This window comes from Clostridioides sp. ES-W-0016-02 (assembly GCF_020641035.1).
Lineage (GTDB): Bacteria > Bacillota > Clostridia > Peptostreptococcales > Peptostreptococcaceae > Clostridioides.
On sequence record NZ_CP061361.1, the window covers coordinates 1814631 to 1833675 of the forward strand.

General features: G+C 25.9%; 23 protein-coding genes and 1 riboswitch. Of the genes, 14 read left to right on the forward strand and 9 right to left on the reverse strand.

The genetic code is table 11. The features are described from left to right. Position 1: 1 nt before the first annotated feature. Both IC758_RS08800 and IC758_RS08805 read right to left on the reverse strand, forming a co-directional pair. Positions 2-415, reverse strand: a complete 414-nt coding sequence (locus IC758_RS08800) for an FMN-binding protein (protein ID WP_227433168.1) — start codon at positions 413-415, stop codon at positions 2-4. After that, positions 390-1019 (reverse strand): TetR/AcrR family transcriptional regulator, encoded by a 630-nt coding sequence (locus IC758_RS08805; protein WP_227483248.1) that lies wholly within the window; start codon positions 1017-1019, stop codon positions 390-392. The genes IC758_RS08800 and IC758_RS08805 overlap by 26 nt, the downstream gene beginning before the upstream one ends. A 1055-nt stretch (positions 1020-2074) precedes the next feature. Here IC758_RS08805 and IC758_RS08810 point away from each other — a divergent pair. Then, positions 2075-2902, forward strand: coding sequence for an N-acetylmuramoyl-L-alanine amidase (locus tag IC758_RS08810; RefSeq protein ID WP_227433170.1), 828 nt, complete (start codon positions 2075-2077; stop codon positions 2900-2902). Between the two features lie 81 nt (positions 2903-2983). Here IC758_RS08810 and IC758_RS08815 read toward each other — a convergent pair whose 3' ends face one another. The 3 genes from IC758_RS08815 to IC758_RS08825 form a co-directional block, all read right to left on the reverse strand. Beyond that, entirely contained in the window at positions 2984-3166 is a 183-nt protein-coding gene (locus tag IC758_RS08815; protein ID WP_227433171.1) for a hypothetical protein, read from the reverse strand. A gap of 329 nt (positions 3167-3495) precedes the next feature. Continuing rightward, positions 3496-3696 carry a helix-turn-helix transcriptional regulator gene (locus IC758_RS08820; RefSeq protein WP_227433172.1) on the reverse strand — a complete coding sequence of 67 codons (201 nt, stop codon included), beginning with the start codon at positions 3694-3696 and terminating at the stop codon, positions 3496-3498. A gap of 2 nt (positions 3697-3698) precedes the next feature. Next, positions 3699-4055, reverse strand: a complete 357-nt coding sequence (locus tag IC758_RS08825; RefSeq protein WP_227433173.1) for a DUF3796 domain-containing protein — start codon at positions 4053-4055, stop codon at positions 3699-3701. A 360-nt stretch (positions 4056-4415) separates the two neighbouring features. Continuing rightward, positions 4416-4459, forward strand: a riboswitch (PreQ1 riboswitch). Between the two features lie 101 nt (positions 4460-4560). Between IC758_RS08825 and IC758_RS08830 the strand changes: the two genes are divergently transcribed. From IC758_RS08830 to IC758_RS08885, 12 genes are all read left to right on the forward strand, one after another. Beyond that, positions 4561-5529 carry a nucleoside hydrolase gene (locus IC758_RS08830; protein ID WP_227834490.1) on the forward strand — a complete coding sequence of 323 codons (969 nt, stop codon included), beginning with the start codon at positions 4561-4563 and terminating at the stop codon, positions 5527-5529. Position 5530: 1 nt separating this feature from the next. Beyond that, positions 5531-6094 carry an ECF transporter S component gene (locus IC758_RS08835; protein ID WP_227433175.1) on the forward strand — a complete coding sequence of 188 codons (564 nt, stop codon included), beginning with the start codon at positions 5531-5533 and terminating at the stop codon, positions 6092-6094. An 8-nt stretch (positions 6095-6102) separates the two neighbouring features. Then, a complete protein-coding gene (locus tag IC758_RS08840) occupies positions 6103-6792 on the forward strand; it encodes a radical SAM protein (protein ID WP_227433176.1) in 690 nt (229 codons plus the stop codon). Positions 6793-6954: 162 nt separating this feature from the next. Continuing rightward, positions 6955-7683 (forward strand): DNA alkylation repair protein, encoded by a 729-nt coding sequence (locus IC758_RS08845; RefSeq protein WP_227823811.1) that lies wholly within the window; start codon positions 6955-6957, stop codon positions 7681-7683. 13 nt (positions 7684-7696) lie between these two features. Further along, complete coding sequence (locus IC758_RS08850) at positions 7697-8335, forward strand: DNA-binding protein (RefSeq protein WP_227433178.1); 639 nt, start codon at positions 7697-7699, stop codon at positions 8333-8335. A 25-nt stretch (positions 8336-8360) separates the two neighbouring features. Next, on the forward strand, positions 8361-9200 hold the full coding sequence (locus IC758_RS08855) for a hypothetical protein (RefSeq protein WP_227433179.1): 840 nt from the start codon (positions 8361-8363) through the stop codon (positions 9198-9200). A gap of 15 nt (positions 9201-9215) precedes the next feature. Next, entirely contained in the window at positions 9216-9887 is a 672-nt protein-coding gene (locus IC758_RS08860) for a response regulator transcription factor (RefSeq protein ID WP_227433180.1), read from the forward strand. Beyond that, positions 9877-11109 (forward strand): sensor histidine kinase, encoded by a 1233-nt coding sequence (locus tag IC758_RS08865; protein ID WP_227433181.1) that lies wholly within the window; start codon positions 9877-9879, stop codon positions 11107-11109. Before IC758_RS08860 ends, IC758_RS08865 begins: the two co-directional genes overlap by 11 nt. Before the next feature lie 149 nt (positions 11110-11258). Then, a complete protein-coding gene (gene trxA, locus IC758_RS08870) occupies positions 11259-11576 on the forward strand; it encodes a thioredoxin (protein ID WP_227433182.1) in 318 nt (105 codons plus the stop codon). A gap of 15 nt (positions 11577-11591) precedes the next feature. Further along, positions 11592-12470: an NAD(P)/FAD-dependent oxidoreductase gene (locus IC758_RS08875; RefSeq protein ID WP_227433183.1), complete on the forward strand. Its 879-nt coding sequence runs from the start codon at positions 11592-11594 to the stop codon at positions 12468-12470. 288 nt (positions 12471-12758) lie between these two features. Further along, positions 12759-13127 (forward strand): ArsR/SmtB family transcription factor, encoded by a 369-nt coding sequence (locus IC758_RS08880; protein ID WP_227433184.1) that lies wholly within the window; start codon positions 12759-12761, stop codon positions 13125-13127. 2 nt (positions 13128-13129) lie between these two features. Next, the gene (locus IC758_RS08885) at positions 13130-13501 is read left to right on the forward strand and encodes a NifB/NifX family molybdenum-iron cluster-binding protein (RefSeq protein WP_227433185.1); all 372 of its coding nucleotides are present in this window, start codon (positions 13130-13132) and stop codon (positions 13499-13501) included. 137 nt (positions 13502-13638) lie between these two features. Here IC758_RS08885 and IC758_RS08890 read toward each other — a convergent pair whose 3' ends face one another. Further along, positions 13639-14094, reverse strand: coding sequence for a hypothetical protein (locus tag IC758_RS08890; protein WP_227433186.1), 456 nt, complete (start codon positions 14092-14094; stop codon positions 13639-13641). A 38-nt stretch (positions 14095-14132) separates the two neighbouring features. After that, complete coding sequence (locus IC758_RS08895; protein WP_227433187.1) at positions 14133-15398, reverse strand: ArsB/NhaD family transporter; 1266 nt, start codon at positions 15396-15398, stop codon at positions 14133-14135. 466 nt (positions 15399-15864) lie between these two features. Here IC758_RS08895 and IC758_RS08900 point away from each other — a divergent pair, with 466 nt between their 5' ends. Next, positions 15865-17316: an alanine/glycine:cation symporter family protein gene (locus IC758_RS08900; RefSeq protein ID WP_227823814.1), complete on the forward strand. Its 1452-nt coding sequence runs from the start codon at positions 15865-15867 to the stop codon at positions 17314-17316. 211 nt (positions 17317-17527) lie between these two features. Here IC758_RS08900 and IC758_RS08905 read toward each other — a convergent pair whose 3' ends face one another. Beyond that, positions 17528-17956, reverse strand: a complete 429-nt coding sequence (locus tag IC758_RS08905; protein WP_227433189.1) for a hypothetical protein — start codon at positions 17954-17956, stop codon at positions 17528-17530. 525 nt (positions 17957-18481) lie between these two features. Then, on the reverse strand, positions 18482-18943 hold the full coding sequence (gene ribE / locus IC758_RS08910; RefSeq protein WP_227433190.1) for a 6,7-dimethyl-8-ribityllumazine synthase: 462 nt from the start codon (positions 18941-18943) through the stop codon (positions 18482-18484). Between the last annotated feature and the right edge of the window lie 102 nt (positions 18944-19045).

A 19045-nucleotide genomic window follows, 5' to 3' on the forward strand; every position in this document is an offset into this window, starting at 1 on the left:
TTTACTCTCCTTTTTGTAAAGCATTTTCTATAGCTTTTCGTATAGTATCACTGCTGTAAGTTGCAGAAGTTATAGCATCCACTTCTAAAGATTGTTGCTTAATAATATTATTTACAATCTTTTCAGCTGGTTTACCTAAAAGAGTGTCATGTTTCAATATATGAATATCTTTTATTACTCCATTGTTAACTTTGACAGATACAGTAGCTTTTACTAGACCATTATCAGCATTTCCAAGATAAGTACCATTTTTTATTTTAGTAGGATTTATATTTTGTACTACTAATTTTTCTGGTTTCAAATTAACTACAGCTACAATAATAATACATATAAATATAAAAAATAAAACTATTAATACTTTTAGAATTCTTAAAAATTTATTTTTCTTATTAAGATTTTTGATGTGAATGCTCATTGTAAATTCCTCCAAGTAAAATATCCACGAAATTGTCTATAAATTGTGGGAAGTTATGTAAAGAATACAAGTGATTTTCAACAGCACATAAAACAAAACCTAATAATGCACTTATAAGCATCCAAGAAGCATTATCTATGTTTGGTTTAAATATTTTTTGCTTAATTCCAATAGCAAGAAGTTTATCAAACATCTCTATACCATTATTAGCAGGAGTACTAGCAGTATTTTGAGATGCAAATATAATATTCATTCCACTATACATTATGGCTTTTGTCATTTCTGGATTGCTAGAAAGAATTTTGATAAAAGTAAGCATAATTTCTCTGATTTGTTTATCTACTGAAAATGAGGAGTACTTATCCATAACAGTAATAGAATCATTTTCTATTTTATTATAAAGTTCATTAGCCATATCATTAATAATCTGTGCCTTATCTTTGTAGTAAAGATAAATAGTAGTTGGAGAATATTCTATTTTTGTAGCAATTTTTCTAATTGATAAATTTTCATATCCTTCTTGATTGATAATTTCAATGGCAGCATCCATAATTTTTTTCTTCATTTCTATTTTTTCCTTTTTACGTCTTTCTTTGACACTCATATAATCACCTCTTTAACTTAACAGTGTTAATTTAATTTACAATGTTATTGTATGTTTTATTTTTAAGTTTGTCAACAATCTAGATTTCTATACTTTCTATATTGGTACAGTACTTACACATTTTAATTGAATTACTATTAAATCAAATTAATTTGGTTTTGCAAAATAATTTAGGATACTAAAATTGATTAGAATCTTCTTATGTGATATTAAGAAGATACATTGGATTTATTATGTGCTGATTTGGATAATATTAAGATAAAAAAGATAGTATTTATCTAATGATTGATTCTTATATAAAATTGAAAAATGAAGGTTTATTACATGGTATCTGAATATTTCACATAATTATAAAAAACAAAAAAGAGTGCCATAGCACTCCTATTGTGAGAAATATATATGAAATTCATTTTTGCATTAATGCAAAATGTACATATAACAAAGTTTATTTTTTATATTTACTTTATATAATAGCATATTAGTATTAACTAAATATTTATCATAATTAGTAAAAAGAAAAGGGAGTGATTTTACACTCCAGTTGTCAAAAATCTAAAACTGTCATCGCAATATTCTCATTATAACATAATTTATGAGAATGTGTGAATATATTTAAGATTTTTAAAATATTTTTGATATAACTAAAGTTATACTAAAAAATGTAATCATTAGATATTAACATAAAAAAATTAAAACAGAGTATTTATAAAATATATAAATGATAAAAAAGTGTTATAGTTAAAAAAAGTATTATCAATTAATAATTTTACGAATTTTTAAATAAAAATAGACAATAGAGATTATATAGTAGAATCACATAAAAGTTTATCAAATCAGATGAAAATAAATGAAAATAAAAATGTTTTTGTCTAGTTATGCGTTTTAGATTACCACTTATGTATTATATATTGAATATTAAGAATATTTGTGATATTTTTATAAAAAATAAAATGATAATTATTTTTTTTATGAAGATGAATGATTTATATAAATTTAGATTTTCATTATTATGGGACATATACATGGATAAAATTTAATTAAAGGAGTAAAATGTTATGAAAATATGTATTACAGTAGGACACAGTATTCTAAAAAATGGTGCATGTACTTCTGCTGATGGATTAGTTAATGAATATCAGTATAACAAATTATTGGCACCAATATTAGCAGATATATTTAGGAAAAAAGGGCATACAGTAAGCGTAATAATATGCCCTGAAAAACAGTTTAGTTCTAAAAATGAGGAAAAGTCTTATAAAATACCTAAAGTTAATAATGGAGAATATGATTTACTTATAGAGTTACATTTAAATGCAAGTGATGGTCAAGGAAAAGGCTCAGAAGTGTTATATTATAGTAATAAAGGTTTAGAATATGCAACTAGAATATGTAATAAATTAGGTATGGTATTTAAAAATAGAGGAGCCAAATTAGATAAAGGATTGTATATTCTAAATAGTTCAAAACCTACTGCTATATTAATAGAAAGTTTTTTTTGTGACAATAAAGAGGATTATGAGAAAGCAGAAAAACTTGGATATGAGGGTGTGGCTAAGTTAATCGTAGAAGGCGTATTAAATAATAATATAAATGGTGGAGATATCAAGCAGATTAAACATACAATAGTTTATAGTGGAGATGATAGAGTTTCAGCAGAAATAATAGGGTTATATTATAAAAGAAAAGATGAAAGCTGTTTAGTAACAGATATAAAAGATTATAAGCCATATAAAACAGAAAATTTGTATGTTATTGGCGGAGGTGCTTGTAGCAAGATGGAAGAAATGAGTAAGAGCACAGGAGAAAAATTTACACAAATATATGATAGTGATGTGTGGTCAACAATGGATAAAGTAAGAGCATTTATAAAAGAAAAAGCGTAATTTAAAATCTTTATTAAATTAAATATTTAGATAAGAAGAATTTATATAAAATTCTTCTTATTCTTTTTGATGAATTAAATTTTATGCCAAACCACATTCACATAATAAAATCATAATTCTATGAAGACAAGACTCTACAATATCTTCTCCATATCTTTTAATAAAATCATCAATCTGAGTTTCTATAAATGAATAGTATTCTTTTAAACTAACAATGTATGCAGTCATTATATGAACACATTCATCAATTTTGTCTTTAAACACAATACATCCCCCTAAAAAATAAAAATATTCAGTAAATAAAATAAATTATTTTATTTGAAAATATATATGTATAATACTTCGCTTTAATATATTTTACAAGTGTATATGCAAAACTGGATATTACAACTGTAAAACTGGTTGAATTATTATTCCTATCATAGTATCTAGTACTAATTTTTTTAATATAAAAGCCACTAAAAAGAATATGAACAAACCAAATATATCCAAAAAAGCGTGTTGAAAGTTTTCTTTTCATATAATCACCAAATTGTATTAGTTTTAATCTATTTAAGAAAAGTATAGCAAAAATTTTAAGAAGAGAATAGTTACTAATCCTTTATATATTCAAAAACTTCTTCTATACTTACATTGAATACGTTAGCAATGTCAAATGCTAATTTTAATGAAGGGTTATATTTTCCATTTTCAAGATTTCCTATAGTTTCTCTTCTTACTCCTACTAATGATGCCAGTTCATCTTGTTTCATATTATATTTTGCTCTATATTCTTTAGTTCTTGAACGAATCATCATTACTCTAGTCCTTTTCCTTCTTTATACTGTAAGTATGCAAAAACTGCAACAAAGCTAATCATTGATATAGAAAAACTTATTCCTAGACCATTTTCAATAGTAGAAATATTATCTGAGATGATGGATAAAACCATAGCTACTGATAGCGATGAAAGTGTAAAGAAAAATGCTGGCACAGCTGCTTTTCTCAGGTTTTCTCTAAATAATTCATCTGGCATAATATTAAAGTATCTAAAAAAAACAAAGAATGCACAAAAACTAATAGTTCGTATTTCACCAGCATATATTCCAGCTAGTCCTAAAAAACCTAAGAAACCTAAAAATCCTAGTTTATTTAATTCCCTAAAACTTTTCATTATTAACAACTCCTTTAGTAAATGTTATATATTTTTAACTTCTTGTTAAAAATATATAACATTTGATGCTTATTTGCAACATAAAAATTAAATTTAGTATAAATTTTATATGTAAATTTAATTAAAGGTATTAATTGTAATATTTATAATATTGTTGTATAATAATAATCGGTTTAAACGTGCCACATTTTATTAAAGTTTGTTTATTATTTAAGCATGCTTTAATGAGACACATAAAAATATAATAAATTCTTTTAAACTACAAACAGTGTTTTTGTAGTTAGTAAATCAGGTGTTTGAAAGGTTTTAGTTGATTGACAGGTTATAATAAATGACTTAAAATCATAACTAAACTTAACATCTGTACTTGTTCGAGAACTCCAAGTATAAAAAACTAAGGAATTATATAGTGGCAGTATATAATTAATACCCTTAGACACACCTTTTTGAAAGTGGAAAAAAGATGTGTAGTTCTCCTCGACCACAAATCAAGGAGGATAGTAATATGGAAAAAAGAAAAGTAATAATTGATTGTGACCCAGGAATTGATGATTCTTTGGCAATCCTTTTGGCTTTAAACTCACCAGAGCTAGAAGTAATTGGAATTACCACATGTTGTGGTAACGTACCAGCAAATGTAGGTGCAGAAAATGCACTAAAAACACTTCAAATGTGTTCTTCACTAAATATTCCAGTATATATAGGAGAAGAAGCACCACTAAAAAGAACACTTGTAACAGCTCAAGATACACATGGAGAAGATGGTATAGGAGAAAATTTTTATCAAAAAGTGACAGAAGTTAAAGCAAAAAATGGAGCAGTAGATTTTATAATAAATACTTTACATAATTGTGAAAAAGTATCTATAATAGCACTTGCACCACTTACAAACATAGCTAAAGCACTTATGAAAGATAAAAAAGCCTTTGAAAATCTTGATGAATTTGTATCTATGGGAGGAGCTTTTAAAATTCATGGAAATTGTTCTCCAGTAGCAGAATTTAACTATTGGGTAGACCCACATGGAGCAGATTATGTTTACAAGAATTTATCTAAAAAAATTCACATGGTAGGTTTAGATGTAACTAGAAAAATTGTACTTACTCCTAATATTATTGAGTTTATAAATAGACTTGATGAAAAAATGGCAAAATATATAACTGAAATCACTAGATTTTATATTGATTTTCATTGGGAGCAAGAAGGAATAATAGGTTGTGTAATAAATGACCCTCTAGCAGTGGCATATTTTATAGACAGAAGTATATGTAAAGGATTTGAATCATATGTAGAAATTGTGGAAGATGGAATAGCTATGGGTCAATCCATAGTAGACTCATTTAATTTCTACAAAAAACATGCTAATGCGATTATTTTAAATGAGGTTGATGAAAAGAAATTTATGTATATGTTTTTAAAAAGACTTTTTAAAGGATATGAAAACATTATAGACTCTGTGGAAGGAGTGATATAGTGTGAAAAGAAAAATATGTGTCAAAACTATTACACTTATAGCCTTTGGGATTTCTATAAATATAGTAGGTGCGTTTATAGCTATGGGGCTGAGGCTACCTATATATTTAGATTCAATAGGAACTATAATGATAGCTTCACTTTTGGGGCCTAAATATGCTGTTATTACAGGTGTGTTTGGAAGTTTAATAAGTGGAGTTACATTTGATGTATATTCTCTTTATTTTGCACCAGTTCAGATATCAACAGGATTACTTGCTGGTATTGCTTTTAAAAAGAAATTCTTAACTGGTTTAAAAACTCCATTAGGAGTATTGTTGTTTGCCATACCAACATCTATAGTAAGCTCAGTAATTTCAGCTTTTTTGTTTGGCGGGGTGACATCATCGGGTTCTTCTTATATAGTTCAAATTTTAAAAGTACTAGGGCTTGGAGATGTATTTAGTGTGTTTATAACTCAAGTGTTCACAGATTATACAGATAAATTAATTGCTGTTGTTTTGGTAAATTTGGGATTAAATGCAGTTCCAAAGACTTTAAAAGTATCATTAACTGGAGAAAGATAGGAGAGAATATGGATAGATATAGTGAGATAATAAATAAAAATCAAAGAGAAATAGTTTTACTTAAAAGCTTTCCATGTATATGGGGAAGATGTTCTTTTTGTGATTATATAGATGATAATTCTAATTTGGAAGAAGAAATGAACAAAGTAAACTTTGAAGTTTTAAAAAATATAACTGGAAAATATGGAGTTCTTGAAGTCATAAATTCTGGTAGCTGTTTTGAAATACCTAAAGATACTTTAGAGAGAATAAAGAAGATTATAAAAGAAAAAAATATAAAAAAACTATTCTTAGAAAGTCATTGGTCCTACAAAAATAGACTAAAGGAAATGAGAGATTATTTTGAAATTCCTATAATATTTAAAATTGGGGTTGAAACATTTGATTATGATTTTAGAAATAATTTTTTAAATAAGAATGCAAGATTTAAAACTCCAGAAGATGTAAAAGAATATTTTGATTCGCCTTGTATTATGGTTGGAATAAAAGGACAGACTAAAGAAATGATAGATAATGACATGGATATTATTCTAAATACTTTTGAAAAAGCAACTGTGAATGTTTTTATAAACAATTCTTCTAAAATAAAAAGAGATGAAGAGTTGGTTAAATGGTTTATTAATAAGTATGAATTTTTAAATGAAAATCCAAATATAGAAGTTTTATACAATAATACAGACTTCGGTGTGGGAGATTAGTAAGATTTTCTAAAGAGATATTATGCTGTAGTAAAGATTAATTTAATTTAAATTTTAAATTGAAAAATTTAGTACATTTTTGAAAAAGCTTCTGATATGTAGAAGCTTTTTTTTATATAATTTTATGTTACAATAAGAAAAAAGGAACTAAGGAGTAAATAAATGATGCTTAGTAGGGAAAAATGGGATAAATTGGAATATATCGAATTTTTAGAGTATATGAAATCTATGCAAGATGTTAAGTATAGAGATTTTAATAAGAAACTTATACCAGGAACAGAAAATATAATAGGTATTAGAATTCCTAATTTAAGAAAGTTGTCAAAAGAAATAAGTAAAGGCAACTGGAAAGAATTTTTAGAAGTAGCAGAAGATACTTATTATGAAGAAGTTATGTTACAGGGTATGGTGATTGGCAATATAAATAGTAATTTTGAAGAGATTTTATATTACATAAAAAAATTTGTACCTAAAATTAGTAATTGGGCAATTTGTGATGGATTTTGTTCTGGACTAAAATGTACAAATAATTATAAAGAATACATGTATGATATATTAAAAAAATATGTTTGTTCAGAAAATCCGTGGGAGATTAGATTTGCATTAGTTATGTTTTTAATATATTATGTTGATGATGAACATATTAAAGATATTTTTGAATACTGTAACAATATACAAAGTGAAGAATATTATGTTAAAATGGGTATGGCATGGCTATTGTCAATTTGTTTTGTTAAGTATGAAGAAGAAACACTTCTTTATATAAAAAATAATAATTTAGATGATTTTACTTATAATAAAATGTTACAAAAAATAGTTGAATCAAACAGAGTAGATTTAGAAAAGAAGAATATAATAAGAAGTATGAAAAGAAAGACAAGAAGATATTGACGGAGGAGTATTAATGAATAATGAGGAAAGAATTGATAAATTTTTAGAATTTCAAAGTAAAGGAATCAAATTTACAGAGATAGCTCAAAATCTAAAAATTAGTCAAAGTACTTTAAGAACTTTTTTAAATAAAAAAGGATATAAGTCAGAAAAAGGTAAATACATATTAAAAGACGAATTAAAGAATAAAGAAGATTTGGATAAAGAAAAAACTAAGGAAGATAACACTAATAATGTAAAAAAGGTAAGCACCAAAAAGAAGAAATCTAATGAAAAGGTTTTAAATAAGAGTATTGAACAAATTGAGTTTAACGACACAGATTTAAAAAATATAAAATCAAGAAAAAATATTAAACCTAAAAAAGACAGAAAAATAAATATAACTCAAGAAGATTTAGATAAGCTTTGTGAAGTGTATGATTGGTATTTAGAAGTGAAGGATTATAATATAAAACCTAAAAAAATATCTAATAAAAAAGATGTACATATAGATAATGAATCTTTAAGTGAATTAAAAACAACAAGAGTACGTATAGATAAAGAAACTTGGAGTGACTTTGAAAGATTATGTAGCAACTCAAATTTTGAAAAACACCAAATACTTACACAAGCATTGAAGGAATTTATGAAAAAGTATAAAAATCTACTATAAAATACTACTATATGAGGTGCTTAATATGAATAAAATAGTAAAAAAATTAATTTTTTTAATGATTATATTAACAATATTTATTTTTACACTGACTGCATGTAAAAGGGAAGAAGAACAATCTGATTCAGTTGAGATTCAAGCAGAAGACAATAATGAAGTAACAATAGATAAGGACAATGCAAAAGTATTGAATATAGGAGCAACAGAGATTATAACTGTAGATGAAGGTGGAAAAATAGATACATCCACAAAGATAGAAAATAATTCAACATTTAATATATCGAATGTTGAACTAATATATAATGAATACGATGATAATAAAAAAATTACTTCATCTGATAGTAAATCTCTGTTAGATATGACTTTAATGCCTGGGAAAGTTGCTTATGTAGAATGTGGACATAAAACTTTTGCCAAAAGTGTAGAAGTCTATGCATATGAATATGAAGCAGAGGGTAAAATTGTATATGTTAATTTAAAAGAAAATACTATTGATATAAGAAACAATAAAATTAAGCTAGAAAATAGTAGTCAGTATGAAGTATTATCTACTTCAGAACTTAAAAAAGTAAATGAGTCAAAAGAGGGAATTACATATCAAATAAAAGTAAAGAATTCATCATCAAAAGACTTAGGAAATATTATCCTTAAGACGGCAGAAGTTAATGATAATGGGGAATACTTGACAGTAAGTCGTGTACCATCATACAAAGTTTTGAAGGCTTCAGAAGAAACAGATATAGATATAACATGTTCAACAAAAGCAAAGAATGTTGAAATAGTAGGATATACTTATGATGATATAAAAGAAAAAGCAAATGTAGATATTGATTTGAAATCTCATAAAGTCAAGATAGACAAGTAAAGGTAGGGGATATTTATGAAGGTTTTGATAGTTGAAGATAATAGGGTGCTTTTAGAAAGTGTAGTAGAAGAACTTAGTAATCATTTTGAAACTGAAAAGTGTGAAGATGGAGAAGAAGCATTATATTTAATAAATCAAAATATATATGATTTAGTTATTTTAGATTTAATGCTTCCTAATATAAATGGAATTGATATTTTGAAGAAAATGAGAATCAATAATATAGATACACCTGTACTTATATTGACTGCTAAAGAAGCATTAGATGATAAAGTAGAAGCATTTACTATAGGAGCTAATGATTATTTAACAAAACCTTTTTATATGGAGGAACTAGTAGCAAGAGTATATGCCATATTGAGGACTAATGGAAAAATAAAAGAAAGAAATGGATTAGAATTTAAATCTTTATATCTAGATACATTAGAAAAAAGAGTGTATATTGAAGAAGAAGAAATAAAACTTCAAAATAAACAGTTTAACTTATTGGAATATTTTGTTTTAAATAAAGGTTCAATTTTATTAAAAGAACAGATTTATGATAGAATATGGGGAATTGATTCAGATGCAACTATTGAAATAGTAGAGGTATATGTAAGTAATCTGAGAAAAAAACTAAGTAAATATGGATATGATAAATATATTAAAACTAAGCGTAAGGTAGGATACATATTCGATGATAAATAAGAATGTATTTACCAGCACTAAAAACCATTTGATAAAAATGTACATTGTTGTAGTGGGTAGTTTTTTAATAATATTTTCTATATTTATATATTCATATTTTAGAGGTCTTACATATAGTGGAATTGATAGTGAAATCAATGATGAACTGGAGTATATAGTTTCTCAATTTAAGAGAACCTCATTTTTAAACCCAATAAGACTTAAAGACCCTAAAGATATGGTATATGTTTATGAGAATGACAGAATAAGTTACTATACTCAAAATGAATATTTTGATGAATTACTTCCAGACAGAAGACTAGATAAGAAAAATACATTTTTTAAATATACAGAAAATGGTTATACATTTAGAGAATTAAATGTGGATGTGGGCAGATATCAGATACAAATAATCAGAAACATTGACTCAGAGATGAATTCTTTAAAACAGTTGACATCTGTACTTATAATTGGAATACTAATTTCTGTTATAATAACATACTTTGTAGCTGTATATCTTACTCGAAAAGCATTAATTCCAATAGAGACTGCTTGGAGGAACCAAGCTAAATTTATACAAGATGCTTCACATGAGTTAAGGACTCCAATAACAATAGTTTCATCAAAATTAGAAAGTATGTTAAAATCTCCAGAAAATACAGTAAATGATGAAGTTGAAACAATAGCTACTGCAATGAAAGAAACTAGAAGACTTAAAAAGATGATAACGGATTTACTATCTCTTACTAAGGAAGATTCTATTGTTAAAGTTAACTTGGAGGAAATTGATTTAGAAAAATTACTAGAAGAAATATCAGAAGATTATGTGGATATTGCTGAGTTTCAAGAAAAAAAATTTACATTTAACTCTGAATTAAAGAATAAAGTTATAATAACAGATAAAAATAAATTGAGACAACTTATATTAATTTTTATTGATAATGCTTTTAAATATACTAAACTAGGTGATGAGATAGTATTAGAATTAAAAGAAGATGTGGAAGATGAAGTAACATTACTTATAAGAGATACTGGTATAGGTATAAAAAAAGAAGAAATGCCTTTTATATTTGACAGATTTTTTAGAAGTGAAAATGTGAGAAATAAAGATTTAGAAGGTTCTGGAATAGGTCTTTCAATAGCACATATGATTAGCTTGAATTTATCTATCGAAATAGATGTAACTTCTGATATAGGTATTGGAACTACATTTGAAATATCAATACCAAAAAAATTAAAATAATAAAAATATAAAAATCTGTTTTTACAAATAAAGAATGGGTATACTAATAGTATAAAATAAAATATAAAAGAATTTATAAAAGTAAAATTATATTTATAAATTTCATAGTATAATTATAAGGATAATAAATTTTTAGGAGGATTAAAAAAATGGCAAAAATTATAAATACATCTGAATTTAGAAGTAGTGTTGAAGGTAGTAAAGGAGTAGTTGTAGTAGATTTCTTTGCAACTTGGTGTGGACCTTGTAATATGTTAGGACCTGTATTTGCAGAATTAGGCGAAGAGATGAAAGACGAAGCTAGATTTGTAAAAGTTGATATAGATGAAAGCTTAGAAATAGCTCAACAATTTAGTGTATCTACAGTACCAACTATGATTATATTTAAAGATGGAGAGCCAGTTGAAACTCTAATTGGATTTATGCCTAAGAACAAAATTGAGATGAAAGTAAAATCATATTTATAAAAATGGGTGAATATTATGAGATATGACATAGCTATAATAGGTAGTGGTCCAGCAGGATTATCTGCTGCTATAAATGCAAAAATAAGAAATAAAACAATGATTATGTTTGGCAATGATAATTTAAGCAATAAGCTTGTTAAAGCTCCTTCAATAGATAATTATTTAGGTTTTTATGATATAAGTGGAGATGAATTAAAAGACAAATTTAAATCCCATATAGATAACATGGATATTTCAATTGAAAATAAAAGAATAAATAATATTTATGCTATGGGAGAATACTTTGCAATAATGTCTGGAAATGATATGTATGAAGCTACTACTGTAATCCTTGCAACTGGTGTAGAATATACTAGACCAATAAAAGGTGAAGAAGAATTTCTAGGAAGAGGAGTAGGATATTGTGCTACATGCGATGCACCACTTTATAGAAATAAAAAAGTAGCAGTTATAGGATATAATGAAGAATCTAAAGAAGAGGCAAATTTCTTAAGTGAACTTACTTCAAAAACTTATTTTATACCTATGTATAAAAAAGAAAACCTTATGAGAAGTTCAGATAATTTAGATGATTCTATTGAGATTATACATGATAGACCAGTGCAAATAGATGGAGATAAACTTGTAAATAAGATATCTTTTAAAGAAAATCATATTGAAGTTGATGGAGTATTCGTTATAAAAGATAGTACAGCTCCAAGTACATTGATTCCTGGAATAGAAATTGATGGTATCCATATTAAGGTTGACAATAATATGAAAACTAATATAGAAGGATGTTTTGCCGCAGGAGACTGTGTAGGTAAACCCTATTCTTATATCAAAGCAGCTGGGCAAGGACAAATAGCAGCATTAAATGCTGTTTATTATCTAGATAAATTAAAAAGAGCTTAGTATAATTAGTAAGTAAATTTTTAAATATACAAATAAAAAACTGTCTTAAAATAATATAATTATTTTAGACAGTTTTTTATTTGTATATTATTATTTTACTTCAAGATACATTAGAGATGTATCTCTAGGTATATTTATTTTGATAGATTTAAATTGACAATTGAAATATATATAGAAACAATTAGAATTATTTATAATAAGTTCCAAAATTTCAAAATAATAGTTGAAAAATCTAATTAAGAGTACTATAATTTAATTAAGTAATTACTTAATCAAAAAGAGGTCTTTATGGAAAATTTGGTTAAAATATTTAAAGCATTGAGTGATGAAACTAGACTTAACATACTTATATTAGTATCTAAAAGAAATATCTGCCAAAAAGGAATTTCTAAATATTTAGGAATTTCAGATTCTGCTGTTTCACAACATATAAAAATATTAAAAGAAGTTGGCATAATAACAGGATATAAAGAAGGATACTATGTTTTATATCATATTAACAAAGAAGTGTTTAACATATGTATGGATTTTATAAATTCTATGTTAAGTAATTCTAGTGAAAGCTTTATAGATGTATTTGATATAAATACAATACATCTAGGATGCAGTAAAGAATGTAAATCTATGAAAAAATGTTGCAAGAGAAGGGAGAAATAATAATGAAAGTATGTATACCAGTAGAAGAAAATAAAGGATTAGATAGTAAACCATATGGTCATTTTGGTTCTGCACCAATCTTTGTTGTGTGTGACTTAGAAAGTGGAGAAGTTAAATCTTTAGACAATGGAGATTTAGGTCATGAACATGGGAAATGCCAACCAATAAAAGCATTATCAGGTACAGTTGTAGATGCAGTAGTAGTTGGAGGAATAGGGCAAGGTGCCATAGTTAAATTAAATAGTATGGGAATAAAAGTTTATAGAGCTGAAGCTGATACTATCAGTGGTAATTTGGACTTACTTAAAGATGGAAAATTAGTAGAATTTCCATCAAATCATACTTGTTCACATGATGGATGTGGGCATCATTAAAAACAAGATAGCTGATGAAGCATATGCTTCATCAGCTATTTTATCATTTTAACAAATAAGATTCTTTATATTTAGTATTAAATTTTGAGGTTGTACAAAGTTTTTATATATAACCTTAAATTTATAAGTATCTTACTTTAGATTTTCTTTGTATGCTTTTCTATATAGTTAATATCATTTAATATATCGTTAAGTTCTTTATTGAGTGTTTTTAAATCATCTCCATCTACATTATAGTTTAAAAATAACTCTTCTACATTATCAATAATAGAATTGACTTTTCTAGTAACTTCAACAAAAGTTTTAAAGTTACTACTATTTTTAGCATTTAGAAATTTGTTTAAATCCTTTGATATAAATGATATTATTTCATATTCATCATTAAAAAGACCTCTACCAATAGGATATGGTTCAATTCTTTGTAAAAAATATTGATCTTTAGCATTAATATTATAAGTATAAGATATTTCCCAGTTGTCTCCTAAATCAAACTTAATAAAATATAATGTACTACTTACTTTTGATATTTTTGTAGCTCCAAGTTGTCTTAAAAGAACTTCAATTGAATCTCCTTGAACAGTATTAATATTCATATATACACATCCCCTTTAATACTATTATACTATATTTTCTAAAATTTTATAATTAAATAAACAGTAGATATAATAATAGATATAATCATAAGTGGAAAACCTATCTTAAAATACTCTTTAAAAGATATAGGATGACCATGCTTATTGCCTATACCTGCTAGTACAACATTGGCAGAGGCTCCAATAAGTGTCCCATTACCTCCAAGACAAGCTCCAAGGGATGTTGCCCACCATAGTGGCATTACATCAATTCCTTCAGCTTGCATAGTCAAAATAAGTGGAATTAATGTTGCAACAAACGGAATATTATCTAAGAATGAAGAAACTATTGCTGATAACCATAATATTAATAACATTGTAAATACAATATGGCCCTCTGTAAGTCCAATCAATGCTTGAGCTAATTTATTTATTATACCCACTTCTACTAATCCACCAACTACTACAAATAATCCCATAAAGAATAAGATTGTAGACCATTCAATACCTGCCATAATTTCATCTACATCTTGTTTTCCTATAAGAAGCATTATAGATGCACCAGTTAATGCTACAACAGAAGAATCTATATGGATTGTGCTATGAAACATAAAACCAAAGAGTATAAATGCTATTAAAAGAAGACTTTTTATAAGTAAGGGTTTATCTTTAATAGATTTTTTTTCATCAAGCTTTAATATTACTTCTTTGGCTTTATCATCTACAACAAGTTCTTTTCCATAAATAAATTTAAAACATATTATTGTTATAATAAGTATTACTATAACAGCAGGTCCTAAATTTATTACAAAATCCATGAAACTAAGATTGGCAGCACTACCAATCATAATATTTGGAGGGTCACCTATAAGAGTAGATGTACCTCCGATATTTGAAGCTAAAATTTGTGTTATTAAAAATGGAACTGGATTAAGTCCTAGAATTTGTGTAATAACTATAGTCATTGGACCTATAAGTAAAACAGTAGTAACATTATCTAATACAGCAGATAAAATAGCTGTTATAATAGCAAAACAAATCATTATTCTCCATGGATCACCTTTAGCTTTTTTTGCAGTCCAAATAGCTATATATTCAAATAGTCCTGAGTTTTTAACAACAGCAACAAATAGCATCATACCAACCAATACTCCAATAGTATTGAAGTCTATATGGCTTAATCCTTCATCAAGTGTAAGTATATTGAATATTATCATTAATAGTGCACCACCAACCGCTGCTACAGATCTGTTTACCTTTTCTGTAATAATAGCTGCCATAACTATTAAAAATATACATATAGCTATTATTTGTTGAAATTCCATAATATAAGTACCTCCATTTGTATTCTTTTGTGTCTAATGCTAGTACTATATATAGTATTACTTTTTTCTAGTTTTTTCAATGGATGTATAAAAGTATATTATTTAACAAAGTTTTTAAAAAATTAACAGAATTTAGAGAAAATTTTTGTTATTTAAATAAATTTTAAAATCATATCATTACTTATAATATTAAACGACAAACGAAAAAATATACTTCAAAAGTATAATTTATTGTATTTGGTAAGCAATATAAAGTATTAATTACATCTAAGTTATAAAATTAATAAAATAAAGTTGAATTTAAAGATAAAACTGCAATTTATTAAAGAAATTATTCATTTTAAACCTTGTAATTTAATTTTATAAATATTATAATTAAATTAATGAATTTTTCACAAGGAATTATGCATTTTTTTGATTTTAAGATTTATTGAGAAAACAATATTAACAGGGGGTAATTAATAAAATGGATTTTTTAAATGGTATTTTAACAGGCATTAACAATGCAGTAGTATTTGTAAACAATTACTTATGGTCTTATATTCTAATTATAATGTTAGTTGTAATTGGTATTTACTTTACTATTAAAACAAATTTTGTACAATTCAGATATTTTATAGAAATGTTTAGGCTTTTAGGTGATGGTGCAGCAAATAAAAATGCAAAAAAAGAAGGAAAAATATCTTCATTTCAAGCCTTTTGTATAAGTACATCTTCAAGAGTTGGTACTGGAAATATAGCAGGGATAGCAATTGCAGTAGTAGCAGGAGGTCCTGGTGCTGTATTTTGGATGTGGCTTATAGCTTTAATTGGTTCTGCTTCAAGTTTTGTGGAGAGTACATTGGCTCAAATTTATAAAGTTAAGAATGGACCAGCTTTTAGGGGTGGACCAGCTTATTATATGGAACAAGGTTTAAATAAAAGATGGATGGGTGTTTTATTTTCAATACTTATAACTATCTGTTATGGATTTGTATTCAATGCAGTTCAAGCAAATACTGTTTCATTGGCGTTTAATAATGCATTTGGTATAAGTAAAATGGCTATGGGAATAGGTCTTGGAATTTTAACAGCAATAGTTATTTTTGGTGGTGTTCATAGAATAGCAAAAGTTTCAGAAATAATAGTTCCTGTATTTGCAGGATTATACATATTAGTTGCTTTAGCTATAGTTGTAATGAATATAACAGAAATACCAGGAGTTATATCATTAATAGTAGAAAGCGCATTTGATTTTAGAGGAATGGCAATTGGTACATTTATGGGAGTTGTAATGACTGGAGTAAAAAGAGGTTTATTTTCTAATGAAGCAGGAATGGGTAGTGCACCTAATGCTGCTGCAACAGCACATGTAACTCACCCTGTAAAACAAGGTTTAATCCAATCTCTAGGTGTTTTTACAGATACTATAATTATATGTAGTTGTACAGCATTCATGGTATTATTATATTCAGATTATGCTAGTAGTGGAGCAACAGGAATTGAATTAGCTCAAGAAGCTTTAACTCACCATATAGGTCCAATAGGAAATATTTTTATAGCAGTTTGTATATTCTTATTTGCATTTAGTTCTATAGTAGGAAATTATTACTATGGAGAATCAAATATGGAGTTTATGAGTGGAAGTAAAATTAAACTTAATGTATTTAGAGTTTTCGTTGTAGGTATGGTTTTATTTGGTTCTCTTACTCAAGTAGAAGTAGTCTGGAATTTAGCAGATTTATTTATGGCACTGATGGCTATAATAAACTTAATAGCAATAACTCTTTTAGGTAAGTACGCATTTATTGCTTTAAAAGACTATACAAGCCAAAAAAAATCTGGAATAAAAGACCCTGTATTTATTGCAGATGAAATAGAAGGACTAGAAAATGTATCAGAGTGGCATGCTGAATTATCTGATGAACGTTTAGGATAAAAAGTAGTATAAAAATTATAGAGTAATTTTGATAGATTAGAATGTATTTAATTTATGTGAATATAGTATTTTAGTTAACTTATATTACTGGAATTTTTAATTCCAGTAATATTTTTTTATATCAAGTATATTATATTTTATTAAGAGTTTTTAGTATTTTAATATAATTTAGTTATCATAAATAATATATTAAAACCTCTCTTTTTAAATACTACACAATTAAATCTTGTAAGTTATCTTCAAAGCTTTCTAAGTAATCACAAAATAATCTAAACTCTTCTATATTTTTGATTTCTTGTAAATTTCTTAAGTCTATCATCATGTTGCTATATTTATGCAACATAAAACTCATATCATATATTTCACATTTAACAAATCCTTCTTGATAGTTGTATTTATAAGGTTCATATTTTGAAAAATTTGATTCAAAGTATTTTATTTTAGCATAACATAATCTGTGTATATTGAATAAAAGAGCAAATATAGATTCTTTAACTGCAAACTTGTGTGTGAAGTATTTTACAGTGTGGTATTTATCGTGTTTAAATTCCCAAATTAAATCTTCATTCAAAGTAAGAGAATATTTTTTTATAAGGTTACGTTTTTCTAGTGTTAAATCTTGTATTGAACTTGTTTTCATAATTCAGTCCCCCATAAATATTCAATAAACAACCATTAAATTATGGTGTTCATTTATAGTTTATTATTGCTTACTTAATTATATTGTATAATTAATCGAGAAAATAATAAAATAGATAATTAATATAACATTAATATATGCTATAAATAAAAACGATAGCTTTGATAGTAATATGTACAAATTTATGGTATTTTATATTTAGATTTATATTTGTAGTTATTTTAAGCTTTTAAAAGTATTTTTTATTATTAACTTATATTTCCTAGATTACAGGGAATTTAACACTAAAAATCTATCTTGTGTCCTTAAAAATTTACATAATGATTGTATATATTCTAATTTCAAAATATACGTGAATAGTGTTGGTATTTCTAATGAATATGAAGATATGGGTAAGGTTGTTCAAATAGATAATTATCTTTAAAATTATTAAGTACCAAAAGACAAGTATGCTTTGCCATATTGGTACTTAATAGTATTTTATAGTCTCTATTTTAATTTCCACTATTTAATCAATAAAGGTATTTAATCTAGAACCTTAAATAGGTTTGCCATTTCTAGTGCATTCATAGCACAATCATATCCTTTATTTCCAGCTTTTGTGCCAGCTCTTTCAATAGCTTGTTCAATATTTTCTGTTGTTACTATTCCAAATATAACAGGTAATTCATTATCCAAAGATACTTTTGCAATGCCTTTAGATACTTCGCTACATACATAATCATAATGAGAAGTAGCACCTCTTATAACACATCCTAAACATATTATAGCATCATACTTACCACTCTTAGACATTTTTTGAGCAACGAGAGGAATCTCAAAAGCTCCAGGTACCCAAACCACTTCTATATTTTCCTGAGTAACATCGTGTCTTAAAAGGCAATCTTGAGCACCAGATAAAAGTTTTGATGTTATAAATTCATTAAAACGAGAGTTTATTATACCTATTTTTAAATCTTTTCCAATAAGTTTTCCTTCATATATCATTTTTATTTCCTCCAATTTTATTTAGGTTATAAATCTATATTTTTAGTATATATGCATATTATTGTAATAAAAATTACTTAGTAGAATAAAAATTAAATACCA

Coding starts and splice junctions, on each gene's coding strand:
- IC758_RS08905 (WP_227433189.1), bottom strand. CDS start 17,956: ATGAAAACAAGTTCAATACAAGATTTAACACTAGAAAAACGTAACCTT.
- IC758_RS08810 (WP_227433170.1), top strand. CDS start 2,075: ATGAAAATATGTATTACAGTAGGACACAGTATTCTAAAAAATGGTGCA.
- IC758_RS08880 (WP_227433184.1), top strand. CDS start 12,759: ATGGAAAATTTGGTTAAAATATTTAAAGCATTGAGTGATGAAACTAGA.
- IC758_RS08885 (WP_227433185.1), top strand. CDS start 13,130: ATGAAAGTATGTATACCAGTAGAAGAAAATAAAGGATTAGATAGTAAA.
- IC758_RS08825 (WP_227433173.1), bottom strand. CDS start 4,055: ATGAAAAGTTTTAGGGAATTAAATAAACTAGGATTTTTAGGTTTCTTA.
- IC758_RS08845 (WP_227823811.1), top strand. CDS start 6,955: ATGATGCTTAGTAGGGAAAAATGGGATAAATTGGAATATATCGAATTT.
- IC758_RS08840 (WP_227433176.1), top strand. CDS start 6,103: ATGGATAGATATAGTGAGATAATAAATAAAAATCAAAGAGAAATAGTT.
- IC758_RS08850 (WP_227433178.1), top strand. CDS start 7,697: ATGAATAATGAGGAAAGAATTGATAAATTTTTAGAATTTCAAAGTAAA.
- IC758_RS08890 (WP_227433186.1), bottom strand. CDS start 14,094: ATGAATATTAATACTGTTCAAGGAGATTCAATTGAAGTTCTTTTAAGA.
- IC758_RS08800 (WP_227433168.1), bottom strand. CDS start 415: ATGAGCATTCACATCAAAAATCTTAATAAGAAAAATAAATTTTTAAGA.
- IC758_RS08805 (WP_227483248.1), bottom strand. CDS start 1,019: ATGAGTGTCAAAGAAAGACGTAAAAAGGAAAAAATAGAAATGAAGAAA.
- ribE (WP_227433190.1), bottom strand. CDS start 18,943: ATGATATATGAAGGAAAACTTATTGGAAAAGATTTAAAAATAGGTATA.
- IC758_RS08830 (WP_227834490.1), top strand. CDS start 4,561: ATGGAAAAAAGAAAAGTAATAATTGATTGTGACCCAGGAATTGATGAT.
- trxA (WP_227433182.1), top strand. CDS start 11,259: ATGGCAAAAATTATAAATACATCTGAATTTAGAAGTAGTGTTGAAGGT.
- IC758_RS08855 (WP_227433179.1), top strand. CDS start 8,361: ATGAATAAAATAGTAAAAAAATTAATTTTTTTAATGATTATATTAACA.
- IC758_RS08860 (WP_227433180.1), top strand. CDS start 9,216: ATGAAGGTTTTGATAGTTGAAGATAATAGGGTGCTTTTAGAAAGTGTA.
- IC758_RS08895 (WP_227433187.1), bottom strand. CDS start 15,398: ATGGAATTTCAACAAATAATAGCTATATGTATATTTTTAATAGTTATG.
- IC758_RS08900 (WP_227823814.1), top strand. CDS start 15,865: ATGGATTTTTTAAATGGTATTTTAACAGGCATTAACAATGCAGTAGTA.
- IC758_RS08820 (WP_227433172.1), bottom strand. CDS start 3,696: ATGATTCGTTCAAGAACTAAAGAATATAGAGCAAAATATAATATGAAA.
- IC758_RS08865 (WP_227433181.1), top strand. CDS start 9,877: ATGATAAATAAGAATGTATTTACCAGCACTAAAAACCATTTGATAAAA.
- IC758_RS08875 (WP_227433183.1), top strand. CDS start 11,592: ATGAGATATGACATAGCTATAATAGGTAGTGGTCCAGCAGGATTATCT.